General features: G+C 66.9%; 4 protein-coding genes. 3 read left to right on the top strand and 1 reads right to left on the bottom strand.

All coding sequences use genetic code 11. From position 1 onward, the window contains the following. The coding region (locus Q0982_RS14200; protein WP_322097033.1) for an ABC transporter ATP-binding protein at positions 1-705 on the bottom strand (705 nt) is incomplete at its 3' end. Between the two features lie 268 nt (positions 706-973). Between Q0982_RS14200 and Q0982_RS14195 the strand changes: the two genes are divergently transcribed. The 3 genes from Q0982_RS14195 to Q0982_RS14185 form a co-directional block, all read left to right on the top strand. Continuing rightward, on the top strand, positions 974-2,377 hold the full coding sequence (locus Q0982_RS14195) for a phenylacetate--CoA ligase family protein (protein WP_299396637.1): 1,404 nt from the start codon (positions 974-976) through the stop codon (positions 2,375-2,377). 118 nt (positions 2,378-2,495) lie between these two features. Beyond that, positions 2,496-2,666, top strand: a complete 171-nt coding sequence (locus Q0982_RS14190) for a zinc-finger domain-containing protein (protein WP_299396635.1) — start codon at positions 2,496-2,498, stop codon at positions 2,664-2,666. 125 nt (positions 2,667-2,791) lie between these two features. Then, the coding region (locus Q0982_RS14185; protein ID WP_299396634.1) for a DNA polymerase at positions 2,792-4,592 on the top strand (1,801 nt) is incomplete at its 3' end.

The following is a 4,592-nucleotide window of genomic DNA, read 5'->3' as shown; positions in this document are numbered from 1 at the left end:
CGCCAGCAGCCTCTCGGTCCGGTCGCAGGCGATCACCTTGCCGTGGTTGATGATGGCGATGCGGTCGCAGAGCTCCTCGGCCTCTTCCAGGTAATGGGTGGTCAGCAGCACCGTCGTGCCGGCGCGGTTCAACTCGCGCACGTTCGCCCAGAGCTGCTGGCGCAGCTCGATATCGACGCCCGCGGTCGGTTCGTCGAGCACCAGGACCGGCGGCTGATGGACCATGGCCTTGGCCACCATCAGGCGCCGGCGCATGCCGCCGGAGAGAGTGCGGGCGTAAGCCTTGGCCTTGTCCGCCAGACCCATGGCCGCCAGGATCTCGTCGCTGCGGCGCTCTGCCGGGGGTACGCCGTAGAGCCCGGCCTGCAGCTCCAGGAGCTCATAGGGCGTAAAGAAGGGGTCGATGTTCAGCTCCTGCGGCACCACGCCGATCGCCGCGCGCGCCTGGCGCATGGCGGTGTCGATGTCGAAGCCCCAGATCTCCGCGGTCCCGGAGGTCTTGTTCACCAAGCCGGCCAGGATGTTGATCAGGGTCGACTTGCCGGCGCCGTTCGGCCCCAGCAGCCCGAAGAGGGAGCCGCGGGGGATATCCAGGTCGACGTCGATCAGTGCCCGCTTCGCCGGGGCCTTGCCGGCGGCCTTGTAGGTCTTGGTCAGCCCCTTGACCGAAACCGCCTGGGCCGGCAGGGCGCCGGCTGCTGCCATCGGCACTTGGTCGTTGCCCGCGGTGTCGGCGCGTGCGGCCGTATGCGGGGTTTCGCTGTTCATGCCTGCCTTTCCCAAGATGCACGCCTGCCGGCCAGGCCGGCCGCGCAGCGGCGGCCATGGGTAGCACCGGCCCCCGAAAGGGTCAACAAAGCCCCGCCCGGGCCCATTGACAGCCTTCTTCGCGCTTCCCTCTGGACCGCCCTGCGCCTTCGGCTGGGCAGCGCCGGGGGTTTGCCTGAGTCTCGAAGCTTTGTTATGCGAAAGCATGGATTCCACAACCCGGCCACTGCCGCCTTTTCGGCCCCTGCCCTCTGCCCACAAGACCATCGCCTGGCCGGCCCTGCCGGGCCCGGAGACGGCGCTGATGGCGGCTTTGCTGCAGCAGCTTGACGTGAGTCAGTGGTGGCCGCCCGAGACTCTGCGCCGCCAGCAGCTGCACCAGGCAGGGGCGCTTCTGGCCCACGCCTCCCGCAATGTGCCCTTCTGGCGGAGCCGCCTCGCCGAGGCTGGCTTCGTCCCCGGCCAGCCATTGAGCGAGGAGATCTGGGCGCGCATCCCCATCCTGACCCGCGCCGAGCTGCAGGAAGCCGGCGAAGGGCTGTTCAGCGCGCAGCTCCCAGAAGGCCACGGCGGGACCTATGACATCTCCAGCAGCGGCTCGACCGGGCGGCCGATCAAGGCCAAGGGCACGCGTCTCGTCCAGTTGTTCTGGGATACCCTCACCCTGCGGGAGCACCTCTGGCAAGGGCGCGATTTCAACGGCAAGCTGGCTGCCATCCGGTCGTTTCCCAATGCGGTCGTAGAGTATCCACATGGCGTCCGTTCGCGCGAGTGGGGGCGGTCTACGAGAAACATCTTTCCAGGTGGGTCCAGCGCCATGCTCTCGATCGGCACGAGGATCGAGGACCAGGCGGAATGGCTTTCGCGGCAAGGCGCGGACTACCTGCTGACCTATCCCTCGAATCTGAGGGAGCTTCTGCTGCATACGCAGAGAACCGGCGCGCGCTTCCCGACGCTGCGTCAGGTGCGCACTCTCTCCGAAGCGCTGAGCCCCGAAGTCCGCCGACTTTGCCGCGACGTCTGGGGTCTCGAGGTCGCCGACCTCTACAGCACCCAGGAGAACGGCTACCTGGCCTTCCAATGCCCGGAAGAGGGCGCCTATCACGTCCAGTCGGAGTCCGTGCTGCTGGAGGTTCTCGGTCCCAACGGCGAGGCCTGCGGCCCGGGGGAGGTGGGGCGCGTGGTGGTGACCTCGCTGCACAACTTCGCCATGCCGCTGATCCGCTATGCGGTAGGCGATCTGGCCGAGTTCGGCGAGCCCTGTCCCTGCGGGCGCGGCCTGCCGGTTCTCAAACGGATCCTGGGGCGGGTGCGCAACATGCTGGTCTATCCGGATGGCCGCCGGAACCGACCGCCCATCGGCGATATCTGGGAAGTGGATCTTCCTGCCATCAGGCAGATCCAGATTGTCCAGAAGTCTCTGGAATGCGTCGAGATCAGGCTGGCAACGACGCGCGCCCTGACCGGCGGCGAAGAGCGGAAGGTGCGGGACTGGTTCCACCACCGCAGCCACAATCAGTTCGACGTGACGATCTCCTACCACGACGAGATCCCGCGGGGGCCGAGCGGGAAGTTTGAGGACTTCCGCTCGGAGGTTGCGCAGGCCTAGGTCTGGTGGCGGGGAGAACGGCCGGCAGGCTGGTCTAAAGGATTGATCGGCGGGCATTGAGCGCTATCATCCGGGAGCGCTCAGGGGCGCATTTCGAGAGTCTGTGTGGAGAAGGCCCATGGAGCCGCCGGAAATCATCACCGTGGACCGGGAGCAGGTGTCCTGCGACGGCGGCAAGGGCGCGCTCGGTCACCCCCTGATTTTCCTCAACATGGAGGGCAAGGGGCAGGTCGACTGCCCCTATTGCGGCCGCCGCTTCGTCCTGAAACAGGACGCCGCCGCCCAGTAGCTCGGGTCTGCACCGAGCCTGGGTCCTGAGAAGCGTGCCTTTGCGTCAGGAGCTGTCAGCGGGTTGAGGGCGGTCCCTCTGCTGAGCGCTCGACTTGGCCCGGATGCTCCGGCATTCTCCGGGATATGACTTCCGCCCCCTACAAACACCTCTATCTGGTCGACGGTTCCGGCTACATCTTCCGGGCCTACTTCGCCATTCCGCCGCGCAGCACCTCCGACGGCACGCCCACCAACGCGACCTTCGGCTTCACCAACATGCTGATCAAGCTGCTGCGCGACAGCGACGCCGATGCCATCGCCGTCATCTTCGACAAGTCCTCCAAGTCGTTCCGCAACGAGATCTACGGCGACTACAAGGCCCACCGCCCGGAGCCGCCGGAGGACCTGGTGCCGCAGTTCGCGGCGATCCGCGAGGCGACCAAAGCCTTCAACCTGCCCTGCATCGAGATGGAGGGCTACGAGGCCGACGACCTGATCGCCACCTATGCCCGCCAGGCCAAGGATGCCGGCGCCGAAGTCACCATCGTCTCTTCCGACAAGGACCTGATGCAGCTTGTCGACGGCGGCATCGCCATGCTGGACCCGATGAAGGACAAGGCCATCGGCCCGGACCAGGTGGTGGAGAAGTTCGGCGTGCCGCCGGAGAAAGTGGTGGATGTCCAGGCGCTGGCCGGCGATTCGGTCGACAACGTGCCCGGCGTTCCGGGCATCGGCATCAAGACAGCGGCCCAGCTCATTAACGAGTATGGCGATCTGGAAACGCTGCTGGCGCGCGCCGAGGAGATCAAGCAGACCAAGCGCCGCGAGAAGCTGATCGAAAACGCGGAGATGGCGCGGATCTCCAAGCAGCTGGTGACCCTGGAGCGCTATGCCCCGGTGGAAGAGGGCATCGACGGTTTTGCCCTGCGCCAGCCGGAGCCGGAAGCCCTGCGCGCCTTTCTGGAGCGCTACGAGTTCCGCTCCGTCCTGCGGCGGCTGTCGGAGCAGCTGGGCGGCGACGCGCCGGCCGAGGCTGCGCCCGTCCCCGCCGCGCCGGGCGAAGCCAAGTACGAGCTGGTGCAGGATCTGAAGGCGCTGGAGCGCTGGGTGACCGCGGCGCGCAGGCGCGGCGTCGTGGCGGTGGATACCGAAACCACCTCGCTGGACGCGGTGGCCGCCGAACTGGTCGGCATCTCCCTGTCGACCGCGGCGGGCCAGGCCTGCTACGTGCCGCTCGGCCACAAGGGCAGCGCCCCGGCGGACGGCGGCCTCGATCTGGAAGGCGGCGGTGCCGAGGCGCCGAAGCAGATCCCGCTTGATGACGCCATCGCCTGTTTGAAGCCGCTGCTGGAGGACCCCGGGGTCCTGAAGATCGGACAAAACATCAAGTACGATCTGCTGGTCTTCGCCCGCCAGGGCATCGACGTGGCGCCCATCGACGACACCATGCTGCTGTCCTATGTGCTGGACGGCGGGCTGCACGGTCACGGCATGGACGACCTGGCGCAGATCCACCTGGATCATCAGACCATCAAGTTCAAGGACGTGGCCGGCAGCGGCAAGAACCAGGTGACCTTCGACTATGTGCCGCTGGACAAGGCCCTGGACTACGCCGCCGAAGACGCCGACATCACGCTGCGCCTGCAGGAGGCGCTGAAACCGCGGCTGGTGGCCGAGCGCATGACCACGGTCTACGAGACCATCGAGCGGCCCCTGGTGCCGGTTCTGGCGCAGATGGAACTGACGGGCATCAAGGCCGACCGCGACACGCTCCGGCGCATGTCCAACGACTTCGCCACGCGCATCGGCGAGCTGGAGGAAGAGATCCACAAACTGGCCGGGCGGTCTTTCACCATCGGCTCGCCCAAGCAGCTCGGCGAGATCCTCTTCGACGAGATGAGCCTGCCCGGCGGCAAGAAGGGCAAGTCCGGTTCCTATGCCACCG

Source organism: Pelagibius sp., from assembly GCF_028281305.1.
Classification (GTDB): Bacteria; Pseudomonadota; Alphaproteobacteria; order Kiloniellales; family Kiloniellaceae; genus Pelagibius.
This window is presented reverse-complemented; position numbering and strand designations above follow the sequence as displayed.